Raw genomic sequence first — 23,209 nt, forward strand, 5'->3', positions numbered from 1 at the left:
TTCTCCTTAAGCTTATCCGCGGTTGCCGGGTCCTTTGAGGAGCGCCCGGCGGCCGGGTCAAAGCCGTTTGGGCTGGAACGCTCCTCGCTAAAAATCCGAAAATCCCAATTTTTCCGGTTGTCCGGCTGATTTTGCTGTCGTCAAGCGCTCGCAAAGACAGTATCAGGCGACGAGCCAACCGGCCAAGGCGAAGAGACAGACATGATCACCAAGCAGCACAGCATCAAGCACGGCATGCCCGAGGCACCGCTCAAGTATCAACCCTATCCGCAGGTCAACCTGCCGGACCGGACCTGGCCGTCCAAAACTATCGCGACGCCGCCGATCTGGTGCTCGGTCGACCTGCGCGACGGTAATCAGTCGCTGGTCAATCCGATGGGCCATGACCGCAAGGCACGGATGTTCCAGCTGCTGCTCGACATGGGGTTCAAGGAAATCGAGATCGGTTTCCCCTCGGCCTCGCAGACCGACTTCGATTTCGCCCGCTGGTGCGTGGAAGAGGGCGGCGTGCCGCAAGACGTATCCCTGCAGGTCCTGGTTCAGTGCCGGCCCGAGCTGATCACCCGCACCTTCGAAGCCCTGGAAGGCGCGCATCGCCCGATCATTCATTTCTACAATTCGACGTCGGAGTTGCAGCGCCGCGTGGTGTTCGGCAAGGATGTCCATGGCATCAAGCAGATCGCCGTCGACGCCGCCAAGATGATCACCGACATGGCGGCGAAAGCCGGCGGCGGCTATCGCTTCGAGTATTCGCCGGAAAGCTTCACCGGCACCGAACTCGAGGTGGCGCTGGAGATCTGCAACGCCGTCATCGCGGAAGTGAAGCCGACGCCCGACAACAAGCTGATCCTCAATCTGCCGTCGACGGTGGAAATGGCGACGCCCAACATCTATGCCGACCAGATCGAGTGGATGTGCCGCAACATCGACAACCGCGAAAACGTCATCATCTCACTGCATCCGCACAATGACCGCGGCACCGGCATCGCCGCGACCGAACTCGGGCTGATGGCGGGCGCCGACCGCGTCGAAGGCACGCTGTTCGGCAATGGCGAGCGCACCGGCAATGTCGACGTGGTCACGCTGGCGCTGAACATGTTCACCCAGGGGGTCGATCCCGGTCTGGATTGCTCCGACATCGAGCGCATCAAGGCGGTCTACGAATATTCCAACGAAATGGTCATTCCCGAGCGCCATCCTTATGTCGGCGAACTGGTCTACACCGCCTTCTCCGGCTCGCATCAGGATGCGATCAACAAGGGCATGAAGGCGATCAAGCAGGCCAACAAGCCGGTCTGGGAAGTGCCCTATCTGCCGATCGATCCCCAGGATGTCGGCCGCACCTATGAAGCGATCATCCGCATCAATTCGCAGTCCGGCAAGGGCGGCATCGCCTATATCATGCAGGAAGACTACGGCATCAACCTGCCGCGCAATCTGCAGGTCGAGTTCCGCAACGACATCCAGCGGATCACCGACGAGGAAGGCAAGGAACTGCCGTCCAAGCGCATCCATGCCCGCTTCCTGGAGCGCTATGTCGAACAGCCGGGCGCGCGGTTCAAGTTCGTCGACCACCACACCTATCCCGACACGGCGGTGAAGGGGCAGCGCATTCTCGCCGCCGAAATCCTCGACAAGGGCGAGACCAAGCGGATCGAGGGGAAGGGCACCGGCCCGATCGACGGCTTCATGAACGCCATGTCAATCTATCTCGGCGTCGATCTCTCGGTGAACGACTATTCCGAACATTCGCTGCAGCACGGCTCCAACGCCGCAGCCATCGCCTATGTCGAAATGTCGACGCCGAACGGCAAGGTCTGGGGCGCAGGCGTCAACACCAATATCGTCGGGGCCTCGCTCGAGGCGATCATGTCGGCGATCAACCGCATGCTCGAAGATCAGGCCACGGCCTGATCCTCATGACGCTCAGGCGTTTCTGATCAGGAGGCGGATGATGTCCGCCTCCTTTTTGCTGTCATGCTCGAAGAGATTGCGCGCCAGCGCGATCGCGTCGCGATGCAGCCGCATGCGCTCGCTCTCCATCGCCGCCGTCAGCGTGATTCGGTCGCGGTCTTCGAAGTCGGGCAGTTGGGCGATCACGGTTTCGAGCCTGCCGAAGTCGCGCGCCTGACCGAGCATATCCACCATGCGTTTGGAACTCGCCTGCACGGCGATCAGGCCCGAGGGCCAGATCCTGCGCAGAAGGGACGCCTGCATCCATCGGTCCTGCCCGCGTTTGCGGAGATCGTGGAAGTCCTCCTCATCCGGCTCCGTCGCGCAGCGCTCGAGGGCCGCGACGGCGCGTTCGCCGGCCCGGCGCCATCCGCGCGCGGCATGGTCGGCCAGTTTCCCCCGATCTTTCGGCAGGTCCAGATCGAGAAAGGCGCGGCTCGCATTCTTCAACGCAGACCCCGCCTTGGCGGTGATCTCGGCAGGTTCTGCGGGCAGGTCGGTTGCGATCGCTCTCAAGCTTGCGGCCAGACGATCGGCCGCTGGTCCGGGAATGACTGCGTCAAGACGTCTCGACGCCTCTACGAGCGCCGCGCCATCGCGCAGCGGTGAAAGATCCGCAGAGACGCCGCGCAGCAGCGCGTTGAGCCGCAGGGCGCCCTTTGGATCCGCTGAACGCATCAGCCGCAACAGTGCCCGGATATGCTTGATCGCCTTGCGGGCGGCGTGGACCGCTTCATCGAGTCCATCAGGCTGGCGATTCAGCGCATCTTGCGCGTCATTGAGCTTGTCGACGGCGATGCGGAGGATTTCAGACCGCGGCGGGTTGTTCCAGTTTATCCTGAACAAGTTGCTTCCAGTCCTTTCCGAGACTGCCTTCGGCGATGGCCCGGTTGGAAAAACGCCGGTCGTCGCTGACCTCGACGCCCACCCAGGGCGGCAGAGGCGGCTTGTCCTTCTCGCTTTTCATTTCCACTTCCGCCACCACCAGGCCGGCGAAAGATCCCTCATAGACGTCCACTTCCCATACGAAGCCCTTGAAGGGCACTTCATAGCGGGTCTTGATGATCGCCGATCCATTGGCGAGCCTCAGCATTTCCCGGGCGTCGCTCATCGGGATCTCATATTCGAATTCATGACGCGAAATTTGGTTGCAATCGATCTTCAGCGTAAGCCGAGCTTTCTTGCCGTCGATGAGCCGGATCCGCAGAGAGCGGTCCGCCTCGGCAATAATGACCGCCTGGCGCATCTTCTTGCCGTCATCGGCGTTCTTGCGCCACTCGTCGGAATTGACGAGAAATTTCCGTTCGATTTCCTTGGCCATGCACCTAACCCCCCGTCAGACGCGTTGCAGACGAGATGTTAATGCTTAACGCGGCGTTTGGCTTCATCCAAAAACGACCGAGGCCGAATTTTATCGCACCGCAGCGTCGACCTCTTCGGCCAGACGATCCGGTTTGGCGATTGACGACGGCGCTGCGACGAACCAGGACAGGCCGTCGCGCATGCCGGCCAGCAGCGTTACGCCGCCTTCGGTGATCCGCGTCGGATCTGTCTTGCCTTCGCTGAAATAGACGCCGACCCGTTGGTTGCTCTCGTTGCGGTAATAGAGCGCCGCTGCCGGCTTGCCGGAGATGACGACCAGGCGTCCGCCTTCAAATGTCAGGCCGTCAGCGGTCAGGTCGGGCACGACGAAGGCGACATGCGCGCTGTCGCGAAGCCAGTCGGTGAGCACGCCGAGTTCGGCGGCCGGAATTTCCGCCGCCCGGCTCTTTTGGGCTGCATAGACCGAATGCACGGCGAGCACATCGCGCGCGCCCACCAGTCTGCCGCTCGGCGCCGAGCCGCTGGCGCCGACGGTGAAGCTGCGGGTCTGCCCCCCGACGGAGAGCGTTGCCGGGGCTTTCGCATCGCTCGGGGCTTCCGCTGCGACTTCCCGCTGTGGTTCGTATTGGCGGCCCACGGTGTAGCCCGCATAACCGCCGCCCAGCAACAGCAAGGCCGAAGCGGCGATCGCCTGGGGGATCTGTCCGAAGAACCATCCGCGTCCGGCGCGAGCCATCAGCGGCGCCGAGGGCTGGTTCGTTTCGCCCTGGCCGGCGGCGTCCTTGATCGCGCGGGCAAGATGCAGCGGAGCGGGCTCGCGCAGCAGCGCGTCGAACAACTGATCGCCATGGGCGGAGCCGGCCTTCAGCCGCTCCAGCAGCGCCCGCGCTTCGGCGTCGGTCGCAAGCCGGGCTTCGATTTTGCCAGCGGCGGCTTCGTCCAACTCGCCATCGAGATAGGCCGACAGCAGCACATCGAGCGGCAGATCGTCGAGGTTTTCCATGTCAGGCCCTCGCTTCCTGTGCGCCCTCGATCATCGCGGCGAGGCGGAGACGGGCGGTAGACAGCCGGCTCATCACCGTGCCGATGGGAATGCCGAGAATATCGGCGGCTTCGCGATAGGAATGACCTTCGACATTGACGAGCAGGAACACCGACGACAGGCCCTCGGGCATGGACAGGATCATCTGATGGACCTGAGAGGCATAGATCGCCTTTTCTGCGCTGGGGCCGATCGACAATTCGTCCTGTTCCGTGGCGTCGACCACGCCGGCGCCGGTGCGCACCTTGCGCTTTCTGATTTCGTCGACCCAGAGATTGCGCGTCATCGCATAGACCCAACTGTCCAGCCGTCCCTCTCCGTTCCAGAGATGGCATCTGGTGATCGCCCGCTCGCAGGCTTCCTGCACCAGATCATCCGCGTCCGATGCGTTTCTCGTGAGCGTCATGGCGAATCGTCGGAGTTTCGGCAGCAAGCCTACCAACTCCAGGCCGATACGCTCCGCCTTGGCTTGATCCCTCATGACCCCCGCATCACCCTGACGTCCGCTCCGGCCCGATTATTCGCACTATACCCAAAAATGACCGGCAAAGCCGTACCATGCCGACCGAGGATATGAAACAGAATCCGTTTTTTCGCAATCGCCGCAAACAAAATCGCTCCGCGGGGCGGTGACGCCGGGCGGAGCGAAACGATGCTTCAGGCAGATATCAATAGGTTGCAGAGCCCTTCAGCGCATCATAAAGCGAGGAATAGGCGTATGTGTCGCGACCGCCGCGATCGCGAATTTCGACGAGCTGGGCGCGGGCGCCCTCGACATCGCCCTGCAAAAGCAGGCCCTGGCCGTAATAGGACCGCGCCAGAAGATAATTCGCGTCCTTGGCGAGCGCTTTGCGGTAGTAGCTCATGCCGATTTCGACATTTCCCGCCTTGCGGTTGGCGAAGCCGAGATAGTTGAGGATACGCGGATCATCTTGATTGCGGGCGAGCCTCAAGACGCGGATCGCATTGTCATACTGGCCGGCATAGGCCAATTCGCGGGCGGCGCGGTAGAGCTGGTCGTCGTTGAAGCCGCTTTTTTGCGGATCGACGCATTCTTTTTTCTTTTCGTCCCACACTTTGCCATCTTTGCATTCCTGTGTGGTCTTGGTCGCCTCGGGAGGCTGGCCATCGTCCGATCCCGCCGCGCGGGCCCCGGTCATTGTCGCAGAGCTGATAAGAACAGTGAGTAAGAGGGAACAAAGGCCGTGCTTGGCGAAGAGCGGTGGGTGCATGGCGGGCATCGGGTAAACCTCCGTTGAACGGTTCCTTGTACGTGCAAAGCCCGGCTTGCGACAGTTAGTTACAAAAATTTGATTATAGCAACATAACTTTGCTTGCTAAGTAAAGCCTCCGGAGTCATATGAGAAGCATGCTAATCAATCTGGCTGGAGAAATAGACATTGCTGCTGCAGGCTGAAACCCACCGTTCGGACAAGCCGATTTCCGGAGCGGAAGTGACTCGCGTATCGCTTCTGGAGGCGGCGATTCGACTGTTCGGCGAACATGGCTATGACGCTGTTTCCACACGTGATATTGCCGATTTCGCCGCCGCCAATATCGGATCCATCGCCTATCATTTCGGCGGAAAGCCCGGTCTGCGCCTGGCTTGCGCCGATCACGTGATCGAACTCGTTCGCAACGAGCTCGGCATGAATTTCAAGCGCCCGCTGCCGCCGATGACCCCCGACGTCGCGGAAATGACCCTCGTCAACACCATGAACACCTTCATCCGTTTCTGGGTCGCCAATCCCGGGATGCGACATGCGGTGGTGTTCATGGCGCGCGAAATGCTCAATCCCGGCGAAGTCTCGGATCTGATCTACAAGAACTGGATGCGTCCGATGCATGAGCGTTTCTGCGCCATGTTCTCGGCGATCACCGGCATGGATGCCGAGTCGGAGCGTCTCAAGGTCATCGTCTTCTCGATGACCGGCAGCGCTTTCCATTACCGCATCGCCATGCCGTTCGTGCAGCGCCGCCTGGAATGGGACGTGATGAGCGACAAGGAAGTCGATCGCCTGTGCGATCATCTGGTCCAGGAAGTTCGCGATCTCATCGATGCGCATAAACCGCGCCGACACCTGTCCTGATCACCCCTCAGCGTCGACGGAGGCGCCTCTTTTCGGGGGCCGCCGGCGCTGAAAGAACAGCGGAATGCGCCAGCGCAAAGCCATCCGACGCCTCGTTCAGCCGATGCTGTTGATGCTCGATGCGCCAGTCGCCCGGTTCTCCCGAAATCTGGAAGAGATTGTAGGCCGCCGGCGGCTTATGGCCGCCATGGCCTTGGCTCGCCGAGGCGACGCCCACCACCGGCACCGACGCGCCGCTCGGACCGGGCAGCCAATAGAGCGTGTTGAGATGGGTGTGGCCATGCAGCACGAGCTCCGCCCCGCCGAGATGCAGGGCGGCGGCGAAACGCCTGATGCCGATCATCCGCTTGTAATTGGCGGTCGCGCCGCGAATGGGCGGATGATGGATCATCACGATGCGAAACAGCCCTTGTTCGCCTAGCTTTCGCGCCACATTGGCGAAACGCCGCGCCTGACCGGCGCCGAAATAGCCCGAAGCCATGAAGGGCGGGGTGGCGGTCGCCGTCGACAGCCCGATAATGGCGAGCTTTCCGCGGATGCGCACATAGGGAAAATCATGGTCGTCGAGACGGCCTTCATCGCCGGTCATCCAGGGTTTCCAGGCGGCATAGGCCCTGTTGATCGCGCCCGGCACATAGGCGTCGTGATTGCCTGGGACCACCGAGACCAGCGACGGATCGGCGAAGGACCGGAGCCAGACCTCGGCCGCCTCGATTTCGGTGTTGGTGGCCAGATTGACGAGATCGCCGGTCAGCGCCACGTGATCGGGGTTCTTGTCGAGCATGTCCTCGATCAGCAGTTCCAGCGTGTTGCCGAAAAGCTGCTTGCGTCGATTGCGCTGCCAGTTCACATAGCCTGTGACCCGTTTCGACAGAAGTTCCCGGAAGGACATGTCGGGTAGCGGCCCGAGATGGGCGTCGGAGAAATGTGCGAATGTCATCATCGGGTTCACGATAGGCCTTGAGGTCTGAAGGAGCAAGCGGCGTGGTCGAAGACACAACCCCGGCTGAACTGAGCAAGTTCCGTTATAAGATTCTCACGCGTCTGGCGCACGCGATCTATCCGTTTATTCAGGGCATGACCATCGGCGTCCGCGCCGCCTGTTTCGATGAACAGGGGCGGATCTTCCTCGTCAAGCATTCCTATATTCCCGGCTGGCATATGCCGGGCGGCGGCGTGGCGCGCGGCGAGACGGTGCGGCAGGCGCTGGCCAAGGAGTTGCGCGAAGAGGGCAATCTCGAAGCGATCTCGGCCCCAGAATTGCTGCATGTCTTCTACAACAAGCGCACCTCGAAGCGTGACCACGTCGTGTTCTTCCGCTGTCTGGTGCGCCAGGCGGCGACGCGGCAGAAGGATTGGGAGATCGTCGAGAGCGGCTTCTTCGCGCTCGATGCGTTGCCGTCAGATGTCACCTCGGCAACGCGCCGGCGGTTGCGTGAACTCGCCGGCGAAGCCCCGTTCGACGATCTCTGGTGATCAGCCGAGATCAAGTTTCGGCCCCACGGGCACGATGCCGGTGGGATTGATAGTGCGGTGACTGCCGTAATAATGGCCCTTGATATGGGTGAAATCGACGGTGTCGCGAATGCCGGGATGGGCGTAGAGCCGCTTCAGATAGGCCTGCAGATTGGGATAATCCGCGATCCGACGCAGATTGCACTTGAAGTGGCCGACATAGACGGGGTCAAACCGGATCAGCGTGGTGAACAGCCGCCAGTCGGCCTCGGTCAGCCGCTCGCCGAACAGATAGGATTTGCCTGCGAGCCGCGCCTCGATCTGGTCGAGCGCCGAAAACAGTCGGTCGAAATTCTCCGCATAGGCGTCCTGGGTGGTCGCGAAGCCGCATTTGTAGACGCCGTTGTTGATGTTGTCATAGACGAAGGCGTTCAGCGTATCGATGTCGGACTGGAGATCCTCCGGATAGAAATCCTGGGTGTCGTCTGTGATGCCGTCGAAAGCCGCGTTGAACATGCGGATGATCTCGGCGGATTCATTGGAGACGATGGTGTTCTCCTGCTTGTCCCACAACACCGGCACCGTGACGCGGCCCGAATATTTGGCGTCTGCCCAGACATAGATGTCTGCGAGGGTTTTAGCACCGAACAGGGCGTCGCCGGTCGCGCCTTCTCCCTCGTCGAACACCCAGCCCTTTTCCAGCATCAGGTAATGCACGATGGAAACTGAGATGTGGTCCTCCAGCTTTTTTAGCTTGCGGAAGATCAGCGTGCGATGCGCCCAGGGACAGGCGAGCGACACATAGAGATGATAGCGGCCGCTCTCGGCCTTGAATCCGCCTTTGCCCGCCGGACCGGCTGCGCCGTCCTTCGTGACGAAATTGCGGAATTGCGAGGCGGAGCGAACGAACTGCCCCTTGCTCGACTTCGTGTCGTACCACACGTCATGCCAGACGCCGTCCACCAACATGCCCATCGCTGTTCTCCTGAAACCGTGAGCCCTATGTCGCAACTTCAGCCCGACATTTCGAGCGCTAAATGCTGAACGCTGCGTTTTGGCTCTTGGCGAGCGAAAAATTTCCTGCTATCCGCCCTGTCGATTATCAAATCTGGAGCCCTTACAGGCCATGACGCTGCTGCGACGACTGCGATGAAGCTATTCCTCCCGACCGGGCCGACCGGACGGGGCCTTCACGCCATCGTCGATTTATACAAGCAGCAGATTCTCCATGAAAAAGCATGACCTCGTCTATCTGACGGAAGACGCAACGCATCACGACGCCATCGAACTGATCAACGAGGAAGCTTTCGGCCCCGGCCGGTTCGTCCGCGCCGCCGCGCGCATCCGCGAGCAGGGCCCGCACGATCATTCGCTGTCCTATATCTGCGCCGATCGCGGCGAGACGATCGCCTCGGTGCGGATGACGCCGGTCGTCGCCGGCGACGTCAAGGGCCATCTGCTCGGACCGCTCGCCGTCCGTCCCTCGTACAAGAGCATGGGCATCGGCCGCGAGTTGGTGCGGATCGCCGTCGAAGCCGCCAGGAAGAAGGGCTCGGAAGCAATCATCCTGGTCGGCGATCCCCCTTATTACATGCCGCTCGGCTTCGAGAAGGTCGCCTATGGCGCGCTCACTTTTCCCGGCCCGGTCGACCCCGCCCGTGTGCTGGTCATCCCCGCCGGCGCCGATACGCATGATCGGCTGAAGGGCGAGATCAAGTGGCGGGCCGGCTGAGGTCGTTGAAATGGCGCCATAATCTGGTATCATTTCCGCATGAGACGGAGACATCAGGCGGTCCTTGAGAGGCTCTTTGCGCCTCCGGTGTCCGGGACCATCCGGTGGGACGACATAGAAGCTCTGTTCCGGGAACTCGGCGCCGAGCTGTCCGAGCGGGAAGGGTCGCGCGTTTCTGTCTTCCTGTTCGGTGAGGTCAGGATTTTTCATCGACCGCATCCCTCACCTGACACGGATAAAGGCGCGGTCGTCTCGATCCGAAAATGGCTCCAACAGCATGGAGTGACGCCATGAAGAACATTCTCGACATAGACGGCTGCAAGGCGGTGATTTCGCTGGATCCGGACATCGGCCTGTTTCGGGGCGAGTTTCTGGATCTATCAGGCGGCGCGGATTTTTATGCGAAGGATCTCGACGGATTGATGGAGGAGGGGAGGCTCTCTCTCAAAATCTATCTCGATGACTGTGCAGCGCGCGGCATCGAGCCTTACAAAGCCTATTCCGGACGCTTCAATCTCCGGCTGGACCCAATGCTACATGCCGCCGCGGCGAGCGCGGCTGCAGCTGAACAAAAAAGTCTGAACGAATGGATCGCGGAAAAAATCCGCGCCGCCGCAGAAGCCGCCTGATCCAACTTCAGCGTCCTTCACGCCACCAGGTCGACCCCAAGGCCAGCGCGAGCAGGCCGAGACCAAGGAAGCCGGCGAAGAGGGGAATGGAGATCACCCCCTTCAGAACGGTCTCGTCGGTCATGCGGATCACCATCCGGTCGGGATCGGAGATGCGGACATCACCGCGCACGGTGAGGATCTGCGGTAGGGTCACGCCGTCAGCGCCATCGTCGAGGCGCTTGACGATGCCCTTGCTGGCGGCGGCGAGGGGGGCGAGTTTGTCCGTGGTCGAGATCATCTCCCGGAACTCAGGCGCATCGACCGCGCCGACATGAACGAGCGTCTTCAACCCGCCATTGTCGATCTCGTAGAGGCCGTTTCTGGGCGTGCGGAGCGTGGCGCGGAATAGCCCGGGCTCTTCTTCGGTCAGCACCGTCTCCTGCCGCACGCCGTCCGGACCGACCGCCACGGCCTTGTCGACCGTCTTCTTGAGGCTCTGTCGGGTGATTTCGATGTCGCGGCCGAGCGAACGGGCCGTCAACCGCTCTTCCTCGAGCGACGGCTCCTTCATCAGCCAATGGGCGATGCGCCGGTAGAGATCGACATGCGGGCCGCCGCCTTCGAAGCCGCGGGCCCAGAGCCAGCCTTGATCGGAGAGCAGCATCGCCACGCGGCCCTGATCGACATGCGAGAGGACCAGCAGCGGCGAGCCGTCCGAACCGTTCATCACCACCTCGCCCCCGGGCTGGGTGACATTGACCGAGCGGAACCAGCGACCCCAGCGCGGCGGCTCGGCGGCCGAGCCTTCGAGACCACGCGTGACGGGATGGCGCTTGCCGAGATCCGACAGGCGCGGGAAGAAGGGTTTCTCCAGCATCTGTCCGGTCGGGGCGGCCGGCAGCACGTCGGCGAGCGGCGTATAGGCGATGGACTCGGAGCCGGCATGTTCGGGGCCCGACACCAGCAGGATCGCGCCGCCCTGCCGGACATATTGTGCGATGTTGTCGTAATAGAGGATCGGCAGCACGCCGCGATGCTGGTAGCGGTCGAAGATGATCAGGTCGAATTCGCTGATCTTCTCGACGAACAATTCGCGGGTGGGGAAGGCGATCAGCGACAATTCGTTGATCGGCGTGCCGTCCTGCTTTTCAGGCGGCCTGAGAATGGTGAAATGCACCAGATCCACCGAGGCGTCGGACTTCAGCAGATTGCGCCAGGCGCGCTCGCCGGCATGCGGCTCGCCTGACACCAGCAGCACGCGCAGATTCTCGCGAATGCCATCGATGGTCTGCACCAGGCGATTGTTGACCGGCGTCACTTCGCCCGGAACTTCGGCGACGGCAACCTCGACGATATTGCCGCCGGCGCGGTCGAGCTTGAAGCGGGCGGTGCGATCCTGGCCGGCGACGGCGGGAATGCGATTGACCACTTCGCCGTTGACGCTGACGGTGATGTCGGCCGGCTGGGAAATCGGTCTGCCATCGTCGATCACCCGGAGCACCATTTCCTGCTCCTGATTGACGATGCCGAAGCGCGGGGCCTTGATGACCTGGATGCGGCGATCGAACTCGTCGGCCTTGCCGGTGATCAGTCCATGGACTGGGGCATCGACGCCCTGAAGCCGGTCATCGGCCGGCAGATCGTGAACCTGACCGTCGGTGACGGCGATCACCGCGCCAAGCCGCGAGGGCGGCACATCTTCGAGCGCGGAGGCGATGTTGCCGAACAGGCGCGTCGAAGGCGTCTCAGAGCCGTCGTCGCCCGCCGCGTCGATCACCCGCGTCTCGATGCCGGAGAAGCGGCCGAGGGTGGCGCGGAGGTTCGCCACGGCCTGATCGGTCTGCGCTTTGCGGTTTCCGACCTCCTGGCTCTGGCTGCGGTCCGCAGCGATGGCGACGATGGTCGGCAGAGGCTCGCGCTGCTCGTCGACCAGAATGGGATTGACGAGCGCGAGCGTGAGCGCCGCGAGCGCGATCGTTCGCAGGATCATGCCGCGCTGGCGTCGGTAGATGCCGAAGACGGCGAGTGCGGCGGCCATCGCGCCGATGATCGCGATCAGCCAGATCGGCAGGAAGGGGGCGAATGTCAGGCTCATTACTGTCCCAGCCTTTCCAGAAGCGCCGGCACATGCACCTGATCGGCTTTGTAGTTGCCGGTCAGCATATACATCATGATGTTGACGCCGGTGCGGTAGGCCATTTCGCGCTGGTTTTCATCGGGCGGCACGATCGGCAGAAGCGGCGCGCCGAGATTGTCGACCGCCCAGGCGCCCGCGAAATCATTGCCGGTGATCATGATGGGCGTAACGCCGTCGCCGGACCGAGCGGGACGGTTGGGATCGCTCTTGGCGTCCGGCTGCGCCTCCACCCAGAGCGGGCTGCCGGAATAGCGGCCGGGATAGGACTTCAAGAGATAGAAGGCCTTGGTCAGCACATGGTCCTGCGGCACAGGCTCGAGCGGCGGAATGTCGATGCGGGCGAGAATGGCGCGGAGCCGTTCGGTGTTGGCGCTGACGCCGCCCATGGCGGTGATCGAGGAGGCCTGGTCGCGCGTGTCGAACAGCACGGTGCCGCCGGAGCGCATATAGGCGTCGATGCGGGAAATGGCGTTCTCCGTCGGCATCGGCGCCGAAGCGCTGACCGGCCAATAGAGGATCGGGAAAACCGACAATTCATCCTTGGCGATATCGACGCCGACGGGATCGCCGGGTTCCAGCGTGGTGCGGTAATAGAGAAAGTCCGAAAGACCCGCGAGACCGCGCTCGGAGACGCGGTCGACCTCCGCCTCGCCGGTGATCACGTAGGCGAGATGCGTCTTGTCGAGGCGGCTCATCAGCACATCGTCGCCCGGGCGGGCGTCATCGGCCCGTGCAGGATCGACGACGCCGGAGAGCCCGCCGATGACTGTAAAGGCGAAGAGGGCGGCCGTCGCCGCACGCCTTGCGAAGGCGCCGCCGAGGATCAGCATGGCGAGCGTATCGCCAAGCGCGAGAATGGCGGCGGCGGCGAACAGCCAGGGCTTGAGATCGAATGCGTTGTCGCCGGCGAAACCGCTCTTGACGACGGTGAAATCCGTCGGGAAGGCAAGCGGCGCGAGCGTCGCGTCCGGTCCGAACAGGTTGACGGCTTCGAAGCCATCCTCGCCGCCATAGAGGCCGGGCGGACTGTCGAAGGAGGGCGTCGCCGCCGATCCCGCTTCGATCGGCTTGGCGAGGCCTTTCTCCGTCGTCAGCGTTCCGGTCGCCGTCAACAGGCGATAGGGCGGAAGAACGGCCTTGCCGTCCTCGTTGCGGGCGGCGCTGCTCGAATGCGACAATTGCACGATCCGGCGCAGCATTTCGACGAATTCGCCCGACAGCGGCAGGTTCGACCAGGAGGATTCGGCGCTGACATGGAAGAGCACGATGCGGCCGGCGCCGATGCGGCGCGCGGTCACCAACGGGGTTCCGTCCTTCAGGCTGGCCCAGGTGAGACCCGCGAGTTCGGGCGTGGGTTCGGCGAGAACCTGCCGTTTGACCAGCACATCGGCGGGCGGCGTCAGGCCCGCAAAGGGGCTGCTTTCGGGATAATCGTCGAGTTGCTGCGGTTCGGCCCAGGACATCGAGCCGCCGAGCGCGCGTTCGCCTTCGCGCAATCGCGTCGGTATCAGCGGATCATCGGATGGCGCCGCAGCCAGACGGGGGCCGGCAAAACGGACCAGCGAGCCGCCGTCGCGGATCCAGTCCGTCAGCGCCTTTTCGGCGCTGGCCGGCATGCGGCCGATATCGGCCATGACGATGACCGATGGGCGGGCCTTGATCATGGCGGGAATGGCGGCGACGAGATCCGAGCCATTGGCCTGGGAGAGGTTGGCGAACGGCGACAGCGCGCGATCGATATAATAAAGCGGCGACAGGAGCGGCTGGCTGCGATCGCCGGCTTCACCGGAAATAAGGCCGACAGAGCGACGCTTGAAACTGTCGTCCAGCAGACGCACAGCGCCTGCCGTATCCAGCCCATCCAAGGTCAGGCGGGCGAATTCGTTGCGCAATTCGAAGGGGGCGGTGATTTCGCCGGTCGCCTTGGCGTCTCCGGCGCCGAAGGCGAGCGTCGCGGCGCCGAGCACGCGGCCCTGCATATCGCGCGCCGAGATCGACACCGTCTGCGGCGCTGTCGTCTGCAGTCGCGCGGCCGAGACGCTGAGCCGCTCGGCGGCGTTCTCCGCGCCGGTTACGGCGATGGCGGCGGAATTGTTGCCGCCGATCACGTCCAGGCGCGTGACGCCCGCCTCGCGCAGGGCCCCGAAGAGAGCTGCGTCTCCCGAGCTCGCGAGGCCATCGGCGATCAGGACGGCGCGTGCGGGCTTTTCTTCGCGGAAGCTCGCGGCCAGCGCCGCTGCGGTTGCCGATCGGTCTGCCGGCAACGGTGCGGGTTTGGCCGCGGCCAGAGCCGAAAGCGCCTCGTCGGCGCGCTTGAAGGTCGCGTCGGGATTGCGGTCGGCGGTGAAGGTGAGGCTCACGGGCGCGTCGCTCTCGCCGGCGCGGCGGATGAGGTTTTCAGCGGTGGCGCGGCGCTTGTCGAAATCGGCGGCGCTTGCCCAGCTGTTGTCGACGATGACGGCAAGGCTGCCGTTCGTCGCGCTCAGCCCCGCATTTGGATCATAGACTGGACCGGCGAGCGCCAGCACCAACAGGGCCGCGATCAGCATGCGCAAGGCGAGCAGCCACCAGGGCGTCGTCGCCGGCGTTTCCTCCTGCCGCTTGAGCAACAAAAGAAGGCGGAAGGGCGGAAAGGCCTCGCGCGCCGGCTGCGGCGGGGTGATCCGCAGCAGCCACCAGATCGCTGGAAGCGCGATGAGGGCGGCGAGAACCAGAGGGGCGGCGAAGGCGAGACCAGGCATTAGCGTGATCCCCCATGGCGGGCGCGGTCCGGCTGGCCGGACAGATACATATGCACGGCGGCGAGCGCCTCCGAGGCCGGTCGGCCGGTGTTATGGGCGATGAAGTTCCAACCGAGATGCCGAAGACCGTCGCGAAGCGTTTCGCGCCGGGCGAGATAAAGCGTCTTATATTCCTCGGCCAGCGCCTCGGAGCGGCCGGAGAGAAACTTGGCGCCGGTGGCGGGATCGGAGAACTCCACCCGTCCGGCATAAGGGAACGTTTCTTCGGCGGGGTCGGAGACTTCGATGACATGGCCGCGCAGGCCCCGCCGCGACAGCGGCTGCAGAGCGGCGAGCACCGTTTCGGGCGGTTCGAGAAAGTCGGAGAACAACACGATGTCGCTTGCGCCGCGGATCATACGGGTGTCGGGTAGCGCGCCGGTCGGATCTTCATGCGCCAGCGCATAGGCCAGACGTTCGGCGGCGTTGCGGGCGGAGATGGGCTCCATCACGCCCGGGCAGCCGATCCGCTCGCCGGAGCGGGCCATGATCTCGGCGGCGGCCAGCATCAGCACCAGCGCGCGGCTTTCCTTGGAGACCATGCCGAGGCTCGACTTGTACATCATCGACGGGCTCATCGAGGCCCAGAGCCAGATGGTGTGCGCGGCTTCCCATTCGCGGTCGCGAATATAGGTGTGGTCGTCGCGGGCCGAGCGGCGCCAATCGATGCGCGCCAGACTGTCGCCTTCGACAAAAGGTCGGAATTGCCAGAAATTCTCACCCGGGCCGCGTCGCCGGCGTCCGTGCCAGCCGGCGATCACCGTGTTGGCGATGCGTCGAGCCTCGACGAGACAGTCCGGCAGCAGGCGCGCCCGCTCGCGGGCGCGGACAAGGGCGGCGCTCGCGGGCGTCGGGGTGACTATATGGCCTATGGGCGCCAAAATGCGGATCCGCCTCTGCTGCTCTTGTTTCTCACGGCTTCAACGTCTCCACCAGTCTGGCGATCACGTCCTTCATCGACACGCCGTCGGCGCGGGCGGCGAAGGTCAGCGCCATGCGGTGCTGCAGCACGGGGCCGGCAAGGGCGACGACATCGTCGATCGATGGGGCGAAGCGGCCCTGATAGAGCGCGCGGGCGCGGGCGGTCAGCATCAAGGCCTGTCCGGCGCGCGGGCCGGGACCCCAGGCGATGCGGCTGTCGGCAAAGTCGTTGCCGTTGCCGGGGCGGGCCGAGCGAACGAGCTTCAGGATCGCCTCGACCACGCTTTCCGGAACCGGCATGCGGCGGATCAGCCCCTGGATCTCCAGAAGCCGCGCCGGCGTGATCACGCCTTCGACCTGGGCTTCGGAGACGCCGGTGGTTTCGAGCAGAATGCGCCGTTCCGCCTCGAAGTCCGGATATTCGACGTCGATCTCCAGGAGGAAGCGGTCGAGCTGGGCTTCGGGCAGCGGATAGGTGCCTTCCTGCTCCAGCGGGTTCTGCGTGGCCAGCACGTGGAAGGGATGCGGCAGGTCGTAGCGCTGGCCGGTGATGGTGACGTGATATTCCTGCATGGCCTGCAGCAGCGCCGACTGCGTGCGCGGGCTGGCGCGGTTGATTTCGTCGGCCATCAGCAGTTCGGTGAAGACCGGACCCTTTACGAAGCGGAAAGAGCGGCGGCCATGCTCGTCCTGATCCATCACTTCGGAGCCGAGAATGTCCGACGGCATCAGGTCGGGGGTGAACTGAATGCGGTTGGTGGCGAGACCGAGAACGGTTGCCAGCGTCGAGACCAGCTTGGTCTTGGCGAGACCGGGCACGCCGACGAGAAGCGCATGACCGCCCGAGAGCACGGCGAGCACGGTCTGCTCAATGACGCTTTCCTGTCCGAAGATCACCTTGCCGGTCTCGGCGCGAATGCGGGCGATGTCCTCCAGCGCCTGTTCGGCCTGGGCCGCGACGGCCTTTTCGTCGATGACGGCGTCCGTCGGTGTCAGTGCGCCCATGAAACCCTCCGGCAATGGTGGCGTTTGCGGTTCGAATCGACCTATCGAAACCCCATATGTGAGATTAAGAGTGACAGTGTGGTCACAGCGTGACAAGCGCCAAGCTTTCAAGTTTGCGTTAGCAATGAACGATGAATGAGGATGGAATGATGGCGGTCGGAGACATCAGCGCCCAAAAGAACGCCGGCGACCTCGCCGCGCTGATCGCGCGCGCGGCGGCCGATTCCCAGGCCGAAGGGCGCTCTCTACCTCCGGTCGAACGCTGGAACCCGCCTTTCTGCGGCGATATCGACATGGAGATCCGCGCCGACGGCACATGGTTCTACATGGGCACGCCGATCGGGCGGGCGTCTCTGGTGCGGCTGTTTTCCACAGTTCTCCGGAAGGACGAGGACGGCAAGACCTATCTGGTGACGCCGGTGGAGAAGGTCGGCATCCGCGTCGAGGACGCGCCGTTTCTCGCGGTCGAAATGGCGGTCGAGGGTGAGGGGGCGGATCGGGTGCTGTCGTTCCGCAACAATGTCGGCGATGTCGCCGCCGCTGGTCCCGATCACGCGCTGCGCTTCGAGATCGTCGGCGAGCAGCGCCAGCTTAAGCCCTATCTGCATATGCGCGGACGGCTGGAGGCGCTTCTGGCGCGGCCGGTGATGTATGAGCTGGTGGAGTTGGGCGAAGTCGTCGACCTCGACGGCGAAGAAATGTTCGCGGTCCGCTCCGGCGGCGTGTGGTTTCCGATCATGCCGGCGGATGAACTGGAAAGACTATCGGCATGAGCGGCGATTTCTCCGCCAGCGCGTTTCGCGTCCGCGCCGAGCGGCATCTAGCCGCCGGCCCCGGCGATTTTCTCGGCTATGGCGATTATCGCCTCAATCCGGGCGCGGAAACGGGGCTCGTCAATCTCGAACTCAGGGATGCGGCGGTGCTGGTGCCCGTCATCGACGAAGGCGCTGACGCGCGGGTTATCCTCACCAAGCGCACCGCGGCGCTGCGCAAGCATTCCGGCCAGATCGCCTTTCCCGGCGGCAAGCTGGAGCCCGATGAAAGCCCTGAAAGCGCGGCGCTTCGCGAGGCGGAGGAAGAGATCGGTTTGGCGAGGCACTTCGTCGAGGTCATCGGCCGTCTGCCGCCGATCCCGGTGTTGTCGGGCTTCCGCATCACGCCGGTGCTGTCGATCGTCAAGCCGGGTTTCGAATTGTCGCCCAATCCCGGCGAGGTGGAGAGCGTGTTCGAAGCGCCCTTGTCTTTCCTGATGAATCCCGACAATCACGCCCGCGAGACGGCGCTGTTCCGCAATCAGGAGCGCCATTATTACGTCATGCCCTATGGCGAATGGCGCATCTGGGGCATCACGGCCGGCATTCTCCGGTCGCTTTATGAAAGGTTTTACGAATGACATCCGTGGCAGGCGAGACCTGGTTCAAAGACGCCGCGCTCACCCGTGTCTTCGCGCTGCTCAACGCAGACGGCGGCGAGGCGCGCGTGGTGGGCGGCGCCGTGCGCAACAGTCTGATGGGCCTGCCGGTCAGCGACATGGACATCGCCACGACGCTGAAGCCCGAAGAGGTGATGGCGCGCGCCGAAATGGCATGGGTCAAATGCGTGCCGACGGGCGTCAAGCACGGCACGGTGACGCTGGTTATCGACGGACGGCCTTTCGAGGTCACCACGCTCCGCCGGGATGTTTCCACCGACGGCCGCCACGCCGAAGTCGCCTTCACGGACGACTGGCGCGCCGACGCCGAGCGACGCGATCTCACCGTCAATGCGCTCTATGCCGATGCGGAAGGCGCGGTGCATGATTATGTCGGCGGTCTCGCCGATATCGAGACGGCGACGATCCGCTTCATCGGCGATGCGGCGACGCGGATCGAGGAGGATCATCTGCGCATTCTTCGCTTCTTCCGCTTTTTCGCCCATTATGGTCGCGGACGTCCGGACGCTGCCGGTCTCAAGGCCTCCGCGGCCGCCCGCTCGCGTCTCAAGACCTTATCGGTAGAGCGTGTCTGGGCGGAACTGAAGAAACTCCTGTCGGCGCGCGATCCCGGCCGCGCGCTTCTGTGGATGCGGACAGCGGGCGTGCTGACCGACGTGCTGCCGGAAACGGAGAAATGGGGCATCGACGCGATCCACGGGTTGATCGCTGCAGAAGCGGCTTATGGCTGGAAACCCGATCCGTTGCTGCGGCTCGCCGCCATCATTCCGCCGGTCGAGGCGCGCGTGGCGGCGATGGCGGACCGGCTGAAATTGTCGGGAGCCGAGCGCGCCGTTCTGAGCGATTGGACTGCTGCGCCGGAGATAAAGCCCGATCTTCCCGACAGAGACCTCAGGGCGACGCTCTATCGCTCCGGCAACACCGGTATAATCTTCAGGCTCGAGCTTGCCCTCTCGAACCAGGTCTCGAAAGGCGACGACGACCTCGAGGCGCTCGGACGTCGCGGCGGGCTCAAGCGGCTGCTGGATCTTTCTGAACAGTGGGAAAAGCCGGTCATGCCGGTCAAAGGCAGCGACCTGATCGAAAAGGGATTTACGCCAGGCGCAGAAATGGGATCGGCGCTGAAACGGATCGAGGAACGTTGGATCGCGTCTGATTTCAACGCAAGCAAGAACGAACTTTTGTCCGCGCCGTCGCTCTGAAGCGGACGGCGCGGCGCAAAGATTTCGTGTCAGCGCATGTAATCGGGCATTGCCCAGGCCTGGAAGCAGTCGGAGCCCTTCGGCGTTGCGATATGCTTCTTCACGCCGGCGAGCCTGTTGTCGTTGCCGGCTTCAGCTATCGCCTCGGCATGCTGATTTTCGTAGTAGAAGATCTGCTCGATCATCGACCGCGTTCTCGGATCACGCACTGTTTCTATTGTCGCGCCACCAGCCGTCTTGTCATTTGTCGTCATGACACTCCTCCTCAGGTCAATCGACTAATACAACGACTCATAGCATGTTTCTGTTCCAATTGCATGACATGAATTTTATCACGCCCGTTCAAAATCACGGCATCACGGCCAGCGAACCACCGGCGGCAGCGAGGAGAGAATGGACTCGACATTTCCACCGGTTTTCAACCCGAAGGTGGTACCGCGATCGTAGAGAAGGTTGAATTCGACATAGCGGCCGCGTCGGATCAGCTGCTCGTCGCGATCCTCTTCGGTCCAGGGCTGATTGAAATTGGCCCGGACGATCTTGGGATAGACAAGTGAAAACGCCCGACCGACATCCCGGGTCAAAGCGAAATCGGCATCCCAGCCGCCGGCGTCGTCGTCGGAATGCTGCCAGTCATAGAAGATCCCGCCGATGCCGCGCGGTTCGTTGCGGTGTTTCAGAAAGAAATACTCGTCGCACCATGCCTTGAAACGGGGATAATCGGCGACTGCATGGCGAGAGCAGGCGATTTCCATCGTGCGGTGGAAGATCTGCGCATCGACGTCTTCCTGCACGCGCCGGGCGCCGAGCATGGGCGTCAGGTCGGCGCCGCCGCCGAACCACCAGGAATTCGTCACCACCATGCGCGTGTTCATATGCACTGTCGGCACATGCGGATTGACGGGATGCGCGATCAGCGAAATGCCGGACGCCCAGAAGCGCGGGTCTTCGCTCGCGCCTGGAATCTGCTGCCGGAATTCGGGCGAAAACTCGCCGTGAACCGTGGATGTGTGGATGGCGGCCTTCTCGAAGACGCGGCCTTCCAGCATCGACATCACGCCGCCACCGCCGGCGCCCTCTTCGCGGAGCCAGGCCTTGCGCTGGAACCTGCCCGGGGGCTGGTCGGAAAGCGGACCCTGCAATTCGTCCTCAAGCGTTTCGAAGGCCTGGCAGAGATGATCGCGCAGGCTCTCGAACCAGGCGCGCGCCGCCTGCTTCTTGTCCTCGATGTCGGCGGGCAGGCCCGCAGGGAGGGTGGGTCGTTCCATCGCCATGCGCTTTCTTGAAGATCTCGATGATTCGACACACTGCTCCGAAATATTGAAGAGAAAATCAACCATGCGCCGAAAAATCTGATACGTGGTATTTATTTCAAGGCGCATTAATCCTTTGCTAGGACATCCGACCGTATCGATTTACTCAGGCTTAATTTTTGCGCGCCAATGAGTGGCCGTAAGCCGGCAAAACTGTGCATGCGCATAACCAGGAGTTGCATGGACAATTGGACCGCGTTTGGAAAACTTGCTTTCCAAACGCATCTGGCAGGTTAGCGATGTGGTTTAGCGGTATTAAAAGGCCATCCGGAGCGATGTCTGGCTCCAAGTCCGCAGAAGCAGGCGGGCTGTCGGTGGTGTTCAACGATGGACGCGACGTCATTCAGGCGCTCTCGCAATTCAATGCGAGACGCGTCAAACAGATGATCGCCGCGATCAATCTCCTTATTGTATTGTCTCTGATCAACAACCTGATTTTCGGCCGTGGCGTCTGGCTGAGCGCCGCCGCCATGTGCGTGTTTGCCTTGCTCTGGATCGCGCGGCTGTTCTTCGACCGGGAACGCCCCTCGATCGGCCAGTTTCTGTTCATCTGGACGATCTTTGCGTCTGTCACGGTGATCACCTGGCTCGGCGACGGGCTTCGGGATCAAGTCATCCTCGGCAACGTGACCGTGCTGGTGTTCGCGGCGATGTTGTCGACGCCGAAACATTTCCTCTTTCTCTATCTCGCCATCGTCGCCAACGCCATCACTCTGGGTATGGCCAGCGAATATCACTGGGTCGATTTCGGGCTGTTCCCGTTTGACTGGTCGAATGTCGGCGACGTGCTGTTGCTCTATTCGGTCACCGCGGTGACGATCTTCATGTTGGCCACCGACATGCGGCAGCTGCTGGCGCGCTACAACAGCGAGTATCGTAAGGCGAAGGCGTCCGAGAACGAAATCTATCGGCTCGCCAATCACGACGCGCTCACGGGCCTGCCGAACCTGTTCAGCGCGCAGAAGAAATATCGCGACGATCAGGTTCGGTTTCCGAACGCTCCGGCCGCGCTGTTCCTGATCGGGCTCGACAATTTCAAGGCCGTCAACGATTCCCTCGGTCATGTGTTCGGCGATCTCGTGCTCAAGACCATCGCCGACCGGCTGCAGAAGATTGCCGGCGAGCAATGTATCGTCTTCCGTGTCGCCGGCGACGTGTTCGGCGTGCTGACGAACAATCTGTCGAATTCCGAGGAGATATTGGCGACCGCCGAGCGCATCAGCGGCAAGATCAGCGAGCCGCTGGGCGCCGGACATCAGTATATCATGCTGACCTGCTCGATCGGCGCCGCGCAGGCCACAGTGGCCGATCCCGATTTCGAGAAACTGCGCCGCGAGGCGGATATCGCTCTCTATCGCGCCAAGAGTTCGGGGCGGAACGCCTTCAAGCTGTTCGACGAGAGTATGAACAGCCAGGCGATCGCCTCGATCAGCATGGCGGCCAAGCTGAAGACGGCGATCGATAAGCGCGAGTTCCAGATCTATCTCCAGCCCAAGGTCGAGCTCGACACTGGCCGCATCAGGGGCGCCGAAGCGCTGTTGCGGTGGTTCCCGGAAGGCGAAGCGCCCGTACGCCCCGACGACTTCATCCCCGTGGCCGAAAACACCGGCATGATCGTGGAGATCGGCGAATGGGTGATCCAGCAGGCCTGCATGGAGTGCAAGCGCATCCAGGCGTTGGGGCTGCCGGACTTCTCCATCGCCGTCAATGTCTCGGCGGTGCAGTTCAAGCGGGGCAATCTCGAGCATGTCGTGCTCGATGCGCTCTATGTCAGTGGGCTCGGGCCGCAATCGCTGGAGATCGAGCTGACGGAATCGATGCTGCTCGAAGACGAATATGACATCCGCGGGCAGATCAGCAGGCTCGCAGCCAAGGGCGTGAAGTTTGCGGTCGACGATTTCGGTAAGGGCTATTCCAATCTCGGCAATCTCAGCCGCTTCGAGGTCTCGACCCTCAAGATCGACCAGTCCTTTGTCTTCGCGATGTTCGACAATCCGCAAAGCGCGGCTCTCGTCGAAGCCATCGTGCGCATGGCCAAGGCGCTGGGGCTCAAGATCGTTGCGGAAGGCGTGGAGACGCAACGGGCCGCCAATATGCTCGGTTTGCACGGAGTCGATTTTGCGCAGGGCTATTTCTGGTCCAAGCCGCTCGACGTCGAATCCTTCATCGCCTACGCCGCTCCCGATGGAATGGCGAAAGCGAGCCGCGCCTGA

23 protein-coding genes are annotated in these 23,209 nt (G+C 62.7%); 10 read left to right on the forward strand and 13 right to left on the reverse strand.

Features of this window, described 5'->3' with window-relative positions:
- Positions 1-201: 201 nt before the first annotated feature.
- On the forward strand, positions 202-1,914 hold the full coding sequence (gene leuA, locus E8Q41_RS11730) for a 2-isopropylmalate synthase (protein WP_137155733.1): 1,713 nt from the start codon (positions 202-204) through the stop codon (positions 1,912-1,914).
- A 12-nt stretch (positions 1,915-1,926) separates the two neighbouring features.
- Here the strand turns inward: leuA and E8Q41_RS11735 are convergent, their stop codons facing one another.
- From E8Q41_RS11735 to E8Q41_RS11755, 5 genes are all read right to left on the reverse strand, one after another.
- Positions 1,927-2,799, reverse strand: coding sequence for a CHAD domain-containing protein (locus E8Q41_RS11735; RefSeq protein WP_137155734.1), 873 nt, complete (start codon positions 2,797-2,799; stop codon positions 1,927-1,929).
- The gene (locus E8Q41_RS11740) at positions 2,762-3,274 is read right to left on the reverse strand and encodes a CYTH domain-containing protein (protein WP_137155735.1); all 513 of its coding nucleotides are present in this window, start codon (positions 3,272-3,274) and stop codon (positions 2,762-2,764) included. The genes E8Q41_RS11735 and E8Q41_RS11740 overlap by 38 nt, the downstream gene beginning before the upstream one ends.
- A 90-nt stretch (positions 3,275-3,364) precedes the next feature.
- Positions 3,365-4,279 carry an anti-sigma factor gene (locus E8Q41_RS11745; RefSeq protein ID WP_137155736.1) on the reverse strand — a complete coding sequence of 305 codons (915 nt, stop codon included), beginning with the start codon at positions 4,277-4,279 and terminating at the stop codon, positions 3,365-3,367.
- Position 4,280: 1 nt separating this feature from the next.
- Entirely contained in the window at positions 4,281-4,799 is a 519-nt protein-coding gene (locus E8Q41_RS11750; protein ID WP_137155737.1) for an RNA polymerase sigma factor, read from the reverse strand.
- A gap of 187 nt (positions 4,800-4,986) precedes the next feature.
- Positions 4,987-5,478: a hypothetical protein gene (locus E8Q41_RS11755; RefSeq protein WP_246660165.1), complete on the reverse strand. Its 492-nt coding sequence runs from the start codon at positions 5,476-5,478 to the stop codon at positions 4,987-4,989.
- A gap of 240 nt (positions 5,479-5,718) precedes the next feature.
- On the opposite strand from E8Q41_RS11755, the gene E8Q41_RS11760 reads away from it, so the two are divergent.
- Positions 5,719-6,408 (forward strand): CerR family C-terminal domain-containing protein, encoded by a 690-nt coding sequence (locus tag E8Q41_RS11760; RefSeq protein ID WP_137155738.1) that lies wholly within the window; start codon positions 5,719-5,721, stop codon positions 6,406-6,408.
- A 7-nt stretch (positions 6,409-6,415) separates the two neighbouring features.
- On the opposite strand, the gene E8Q41_RS11765 is transcribed toward E8Q41_RS11760, so the two are convergent.
- A complete protein-coding gene (locus E8Q41_RS11765; RefSeq protein ID WP_137155739.1) occupies positions 6,416-7,351 on the reverse strand; it encodes a metallophosphoesterase in 936 nt (311 codons plus the stop codon).
- Between the two features lie 41 nt (positions 7,352-7,392).
- Here E8Q41_RS11765 and E8Q41_RS11770 point away from each other — a divergent pair, with 41 nt between their 5' ends.
- The gene (locus E8Q41_RS11770; RefSeq protein ID WP_246660166.1) at positions 7,393-7,884 is read left to right on the forward strand and encodes an NUDIX domain-containing protein; all 492 of its coding nucleotides are present in this window, start codon (positions 7,393-7,395) and stop codon (positions 7,882-7,884) included.
- Here the strand turns inward: E8Q41_RS11770 and E8Q41_RS11775 are convergent, their stop codons facing one another.
- Positions 7,885-8,838 (reverse strand): glutathione S-transferase family protein, encoded by a 954-nt coding sequence (locus E8Q41_RS11775; RefSeq protein ID WP_137155740.1) that lies wholly within the window; start codon positions 8,836-8,838, stop codon positions 7,885-7,887.
- Positions 8,839-9,091: 253 nt separating this feature from the next.
- On the opposite strand from E8Q41_RS11775, the gene E8Q41_RS11780 reads away from it, so the two are divergent.
- From E8Q41_RS11780 to E8Q41_RS11790, 3 genes are read left to right on the forward strand one after another with little or no spacing between them, the layout of a single operon-like run.
- The gene (locus tag E8Q41_RS11780) at positions 9,092-9,595 is read left to right on the forward strand and encodes an N-acetyltransferase (RefSeq protein WP_137155741.1); all 504 of its coding nucleotides are present in this window, start codon (positions 9,092-9,094) and stop codon (positions 9,593-9,595) included.
- A gap of 39 nt (positions 9,596-9,634) precedes the next feature.
- The gene (locus E8Q41_RS11785; RefSeq protein WP_137155742.1) at positions 9,635-9,889 is read left to right on the forward strand and encodes a type II toxin-antitoxin system HicA family toxin; all 255 of its coding nucleotides are present in this window, start codon (positions 9,635-9,637) and stop codon (positions 9,887-9,889) included.
- Positions 9,886-10,224: a type II toxin-antitoxin system HicB family antitoxin gene (locus E8Q41_RS11790; RefSeq protein ID WP_137155743.1), complete on the forward strand. Its 339-nt coding sequence runs from the start codon at positions 9,886-9,888 to the stop codon at positions 10,222-10,224. Before E8Q41_RS11785 ends, E8Q41_RS11790 begins: the two co-directional genes overlap by 4 nt.
- A gap of 7 nt (positions 10,225-10,231) precedes the next feature.
- Here E8Q41_RS11790 and E8Q41_RS11795 read toward each other — a convergent pair whose 3' ends face one another.
- From E8Q41_RS11795 to E8Q41_RS11810, 4 genes are read right to left on the reverse strand one after another with little or no spacing between them, the layout of a single operon-like run.
- Positions 10,232-12,301, reverse strand: a complete 2,070-nt coding sequence (locus E8Q41_RS11795) for a hypothetical protein (RefSeq protein ID WP_137155744.1) — start codon at positions 12,299-12,301, stop codon at positions 10,232-10,234.
- Positions 12,301-15,084, reverse strand: coding sequence for a DUF4159 domain-containing protein (locus E8Q41_RS11800; RefSeq protein ID WP_137155745.1), 2,784 nt, complete (start codon positions 15,082-15,084; stop codon positions 12,301-12,303). The genes E8Q41_RS11795 and E8Q41_RS11800 overlap by 1 nt, the downstream gene beginning before the upstream one ends.
- The gene (locus E8Q41_RS11805) at positions 15,084-16,004 is read right to left on the reverse strand and encodes a DUF58 domain-containing protein (protein WP_137155746.1); all 921 of its coding nucleotides are present in this window, start codon (positions 16,002-16,004) and stop codon (positions 15,084-15,086) included. The genes E8Q41_RS11800 and E8Q41_RS11805 overlap by 1 nt, the downstream gene beginning before the upstream one ends.
- Before the next feature lie 31 nt (positions 16,005-16,035).
- Positions 16,036-17,049: a MoxR family ATPase gene (locus E8Q41_RS11810; RefSeq protein WP_137155747.1), complete on the reverse strand. Its 1,014-nt coding sequence runs from the start codon at positions 17,047-17,049 to the stop codon at positions 16,036-16,038.
- A gap of 149 nt (positions 17,050-17,198) precedes the next feature.
- Between E8Q41_RS11810 and E8Q41_RS11815 the strand changes: the two genes are divergently transcribed.
- Genes E8Q41_RS11815 through E8Q41_RS11825 form a run of 3 tightly spaced genes read left to right on the forward strand, consistent with a single transcriptional unit; the run spans position 17,199 to position 19,683 of the window.
- The gene (locus E8Q41_RS11815) at positions 17,199-17,822 is read left to right on the forward strand and encodes a DUF1285 domain-containing protein (protein WP_137155748.1); all 624 of its coding nucleotides are present in this window, start codon (positions 17,199-17,201) and stop codon (positions 17,820-17,822) included.
- Positions 17,819-18,442 carry a CoA pyrophosphatase gene (locus E8Q41_RS11820; protein WP_137155749.1) on the forward strand — a complete coding sequence of 208 codons (624 nt, stop codon included), beginning with the start codon at positions 17,819-17,821 and terminating at the stop codon, positions 18,440-18,442. The genes E8Q41_RS11815 and E8Q41_RS11820 overlap by 4 nt, the downstream gene beginning before the upstream one ends.
- Complete coding sequence (locus tag E8Q41_RS11825) at positions 18,439-19,683, forward strand: CCA tRNA nucleotidyltransferase (RefSeq protein ID WP_137155750.1); 1,245 nt, start codon at positions 18,439-18,441, stop codon at positions 19,681-19,683. The genes E8Q41_RS11820 and E8Q41_RS11825 overlap by 4 nt, the downstream gene beginning before the upstream one ends.
- Before the next feature lie 29 nt (positions 19,684-19,712).
- On the opposite strand, the gene E8Q41_RS11830 is transcribed toward E8Q41_RS11825, so the two are convergent.
- Together E8Q41_RS11830 and hemF are read right to left on the reverse strand one after the other, a co-directional pair.
- Positions 19,713-19,937, reverse strand: coding sequence for a hypothetical protein (locus tag E8Q41_RS11830; protein ID WP_137155751.1), 225 nt, complete (start codon positions 19,935-19,937; stop codon positions 19,713-19,715).
- A gap of 102 nt (positions 19,938-20,039) precedes the next feature.
- Positions 20,040-20,951 (reverse strand): oxygen-dependent coproporphyrinogen oxidase, encoded by a 912-nt coding sequence (gene hemF / locus E8Q41_RS11835; RefSeq protein ID WP_137155872.1) that lies wholly within the window; start codon positions 20,949-20,951, stop codon positions 20,040-20,042.
- Positions 20,952-21,271: 320 nt separating this feature from the next.
- Here hemF and E8Q41_RS11840 point away from each other — a divergent pair, with 320 nt between their 5' ends.
- Complete coding sequence (locus E8Q41_RS11840; RefSeq protein ID WP_170976459.1) at positions 21,272-23,209, forward strand: bifunctional diguanylate cyclase/phosphodiesterase; 1,938 nt, start codon at positions 21,272-21,274, stop codon at positions 23,207-23,209.

It is taken from the genome of Rhizobium sp. FKL33 (assembly GCF_005222915.1).
Lineage (GTDB): Bacteria > Pseudomonadota > Alphaproteobacteria > Rhizobiales > Rhizobiaceae > Rhizobium_E.